Source organism: Pseudomonas sp. NPDC087803 (assembly GCF_044742995.1).
In the GTDB taxonomy this organism is placed as follows: domain Bacteria; phylum Pseudomonadota; class Gammaproteobacteria; order Pseudomonadales; family Pseudomonadaceae; genus Aquipseudomonas.
This window is the reverse complement of sequence record NZ_JBIUVO010000127.1, coordinates 1-3,743: the sequence shown is the minus strand read 5'-3', so window position 1 is coordinate 3,743 and position 3,743 is coordinate 1. Positions and strand designations below refer to the sequence as shown.

Below are 3,743 nucleotides of genomic sequence, written 5' to 3'. Positions count from 1 at the left end.
GCCATGGTATTCCTCGGAGCGAATGCAATATGCGCGCTGCCCGGTTGGGCGAGCGGACTGAGCAGTTTAAAAAATCACCAGCGATTAGGGAAGCGCTGATTTTTTGACCAGACCCTTCAACGCGCTGCAAGCACCAATGTAAAGCGCTTGCAGCGGTTTTGGGAAGTGCTGATTAACCGAGCAGTTCGGCCAGTAATTTGCCGAAACGTACCTGCTGGCGTTTCTGTTGCAGCTGATTGGCGCGGAAAATCGCCTTGAGATCGTCCAGTGCATGGGCGAAATCGTCGTTGATGATCAGGTAGTCGTACTCGACATAGTGGCTCATCTCGCTGACCGCTTCGCGCATCCGCCCGTCAATGATCTCGTCACTGTCCTGGCCGCGGTTGGTCAGGCGCTGGTGCAAGGCCTGCAACGACGGCGGCAGGATGAAGATCGAACGTGCCTGCGGCATCAGCTTGCGCACTTGCTCGGCGCCTTGCCAGTCGATTTCCAGGATCAGGTCGTGACCTTCGTCGAGCGTTTGCTGCAGACGGCTTTGCGAGGTGCCGTAGAAGTTGCCGAAGACTTCGGCACGTTCGAGGAAGTCGCCGTGCTCGCCCATCTTCACGAACTCTTCGCGGGTCACGAAGTGATAGTTCACGCCGTCCACTTCACCCGGACGCATGGCGCGGGTGGTGTGGGAGATCGAGACGCGGATCTCCGGATTGGCATCGGTCAAAGCCTTGACCAGGCTGCTCTTGCCTGCGCCCGATGGCGCGGAAATGATGTACAGGGTGCCGGTGCTGTGGGTCATGTCTGTTGCCTTACTCAATATTCTGCACTTGTTCGCGCATCTGCTCGATCAACACCTTGAGGTTGACGGCGGCCTGGGTGCTGCGCGGGTCGAAGGCCTTGGAGCCCAGTGTGTTGGCTTCGCGGTTGAGCTCCTGCATCAGGAAGTCGAGGCGCCGGCCGGCGGCACCGCCGGACTTGAGCACCCGGCGCACTTCGATGATGTGGGTGCTCAGGCGATCCAGCTCTTCGGCCACATCGCTCTTTTGCGCGAGGATGACCATTTCCTGCTCCAGACGCTGTGGGTCCAGTTCGGCCTTCATGTCGGTGAAGCGGTCGAGGACTTTCTGGCGCTGGGTGGCGAGCATCTGCGGCACCAGTTCACGCAAGGTCACGACGTCCTCTTCAATGGAGGTCAGGCGCTCATTGATCAGGCGTGCCAGCTCCGCGCCTTCGCGCTCGCGGCCGGCCTTGAGTTCCTTGAGGCCTTGATTGAACAGGGCCAGCGCATCGGCGTTCAGCGCTTGTGGATCCGTCGCGTCGGCTACCAGCACGCCGGGCCAGGCCAGCACTTCCAGCGGATTCAGCGGCGCCGGGTGCTTGATCAGCCCGGCAACGGTTTCGGCGGCGGCGACCAGTTGCGCGGCGCGCTCGCGGTCGACCTGCAACGGCTTGCCGGTGCTTTCTTCAGTGAAGCGCAGGGTGCATTCCAGTTTGCCCCGCGACAGGCCCTGACGCAGGGCTTCACGCACGGCGCCTTCGAGGTCGCGGAACGACTCCGGCAGGCGCAGGTGCGGTTCCAGATAGCGGCTGTTGACCGAGCGCAGCTCCCAGCTCAGGGTGCCCTGGACGCCGGCTTTCTCGACGCGGGCGAAGGCGGTCATGCTGTGCACCATGGCGGTGACCTCGCAATGCAGATCGGCGCAGAAGGGATGTTCCGCAGGCTCGATATCAATGAATTTAAGCCGACTGGCAGCAAAGGCGCAGGATTGTAGCGCAGTGCAGCGAATGCGCCCAAACACACGGTGTGACAAAGGGCTGCAGGCCGTCGGTTATGCGTGTTTCAGGGCCTTGGGTCGATGGTCGGAATTTTTAACCCGTGCCCAGGCGCGGTGCAGCGCTCTATAATGCTCGGCAGTTTTCCGTCCCCAGTACAGGTATTCCCTATGAAACGTCCAAGTGGTCGCGCTGCCGATCAGCTTCGCTCGATCCGCATTACCCGCAACTACACCAAACACGCCGAGGGATCCGTACTGGTCGAATTCGGTGATACCAAGGTCATCTGCACCGTCAGCGTCGAAAACGGCGTGCCGCGCTTCCTCAAAGGCCAGGGCCAGGGCTGGTTGACTGCCGAATACGGCATGCTGCCGCGCGCCACCGGCGAGCGTAACCAGCGTGAAGCGAGCCGTGGCAAGCAGGGCGGCCGCACCCTGGAAATCCAGCGCCTGATCGGCCGTTCCCTGCGCGCTGCGCTGGACATGTCCAAGCTGGGCGACGTGACCCTGTACGTCGACTGCGACGTGATCCAGGCTGACGGCGGCACTCGCACCGCCTCCATCACCGGCGCAATGGTGGCGCTGGTCGATGCACTGAAAGTGATCAAGAAGCGCGGCGGCCTGAAAGGCGGCGACCCGCTCAAGCAAATGATCGGCGCCGTATCGGTCGGCATGTATCAGGGCGAGCCGGTGCTGGATCTGGACTATCTTGAAGATTCCGCCGCCGAGACCGACCTCAACGTGGTGATGACCAGCACCGGTGGCTTCATCGAAGTCCAGGGCACCGCCGAAGGCGCGCCGTTCCAGCCTGAAGAGCTGAACGCCATGCTGGAACTGGCCAAGAAAGGCATGAACGAAATCTTCGAACTGCAAAAGGCTGCACTGGCCGACTGAGCAGGTTCGTAACCCGCAAGGAGGACGCGATGAGTGATGAGCAAGAGTTACTGCCCAGGCCGAGCCATGAGGTTCGCCAATGGGCGATGTTTTGTCACTTGTCCGCCTTGCTGGGGATCTGGATTCCGTTCGGCAATCTGATCGGGCCGTTGATCCTGTGGCAGATGAAGCGCGAGACCGATCCGTTTATCGACGCTCAGGGTAAGGAAGCGCTGAATTTTCAGATCACCGTGGCGATTGCCGCCGCCATCTGCCTGTTGTTGATGGTGCTGATCATCGGCTTCTTTCTGCTGGGGCTGCTGGCGATCGGCGCACTGGTGTTGACGATTATCGCCGGAGTGAAAGCCAATGACGGGTTTCCTTACCGCTATCCGTTCACTTGGCGCCTGATCAAATAATAGCCAGCGACGATTTCCCCTTGTGGGAGCGGGCTTGCTCGCGAACGCGGTTTATCAGTCAGCGAGTAGGCGGCTGACACAACGCCTTCGCGAGCAAGCCCGCTCCCCCATTTGGAAAGCAGTTACCCACAAAAAAGCCGACAGCAATGTCGGCTTTTTTGTATCCACGAATCGACGCTTAGATGGTCAGCGTCCAGTCGTAGTCGACGATCAGCGGCGCGTGCTGCGAGAACCGTGGCTGACGCGGCAGGCGTGCGCTGCGTACGAAACGGCGCAGGCCCGGGGTCAGCAACTGGTAGTCGAAGCGCCAGCCCAGATTGAGCATCTCGGCCTGTTCGTTGTCCGGCCACCAGCTGTACTGGTCGCCTTCGCGGCTGACTTCGCGCAGGGCATCGACATAGCCCATGTTGCCGACAATCTCGTCCATCCAGGCGCGTTCTGGCGCCAGGAAGCCCGGGGATTGCTGGCTGTCGCGCCAGTTCTTGATGTCGAGCTTCTGCTGCGCAACGTACAGCGAGCCACAATAAATGTACTCGCGACGTTTACGCCGCTGCTTGTCCAGGTACTTGCCGAAGTCGTCGATGAGCTTGTACTTATGGTTCAAGTCCTAATCGCCTTTGATCGCCTAAGTAAGCTGCATGGTGGCTATTCTGACTTTGTCTAAATCTTCTTGCAGGTAGCGCCC

The 3,743-nt window shown here is 60.4% G+C and carries 4 protein-coding genes and 1 pseudogene; 2 read left to right on the top strand and 3 right to left on the bottom strand.

Annotation, left to right across the window (positions count from 1 at the left end; genetic code table 11):
• Positions 1–172: 172 nt before the first annotated feature.
• The gene (gene gmk, locus ACIOUG_RS26740; RefSeq protein WP_003229498.1) at positions 173–793 is read right to left on the bottom strand and encodes a guanylate kinase; all 621 of its coding nucleotides are present in this window, start codon (positions 791–793) and stop codon (positions 173–175) included.
• Between the two features lie 10 nt (positions 794–803).
• Positions 804–1,667 carry a YicC/YloC family endoribonuclease gene (locus tag ACIOUG_RS26735; protein ID WP_401070143.1) on the bottom strand — a complete coding sequence of 288 codons (864 nt, stop codon included), beginning with the start codon at positions 1,665–1,667 and terminating at the stop codon, positions 804–806.
• 270 nt (positions 1,668–1,937) lie between these two features.
• Here ACIOUG_RS26735 and rph point away from each other — a divergent pair, with 270 nt between their 5' ends.
• Both rph and ACIOUG_RS26725 read left to right on the top strand, forming a co-directional pair.
• Positions 1,938–2,660 (top strand): ribonuclease PH, encoded by a 723-nt coding sequence (gene rph, locus ACIOUG_RS26730; RefSeq protein WP_003229494.1) that lies wholly within the window; start codon positions 1,938–1,940, stop codon positions 2,658–2,660.
• Between the two features lie 29 nt (positions 2,661–2,689).
• A complete protein-coding gene (locus tag ACIOUG_RS26725) occupies positions 2,690–3,058 on the top strand; it encodes a DUF4870 domain-containing protein (RefSeq protein WP_401070140.1) in 369 nt (122 codons plus the stop codon).
• Between the two features lie 178 nt (positions 3,059–3,236).
• On the opposite strand, the pseudogene ACIOUG_RS26720 reads toward ACIOUG_RS26725, so the two are convergent.
• A pseudogene (locus ACIOUG_RS26720) lies at positions 3,237–3,743 on the bottom strand (exodeoxyribonuclease III); the annotation flags it as partial.

Coding starts and splice junctions, on each gene's coding strand:
- rph (WP_003229494.1), top strand. CDS start 1,938: ATGAAACGTCCAAGTGGTCGCGCTGCCGATCAGCTTCGCTCGATCCGC.
- gmk (WP_003229498.1), bottom strand. CDS start 793: ATGACCCACAGCACCGGCACCCTGTACATCATTTCCGCGCCATCGGGC.
- ACIOUG_RS26725 (WP_401070140.1), top strand. CDS start 2,690: ATGAGTGATGAGCAAGAGTTACTGCCCAGGCCGAGCCATGAGGTTCGC.
- ACIOUG_RS26735 (WP_401070143.1), bottom strand. CDS start 1,667: ATGGTGCACAGCATGACCGCCTTCGCCCGCGTCGAGAAAGCCGGCGTC.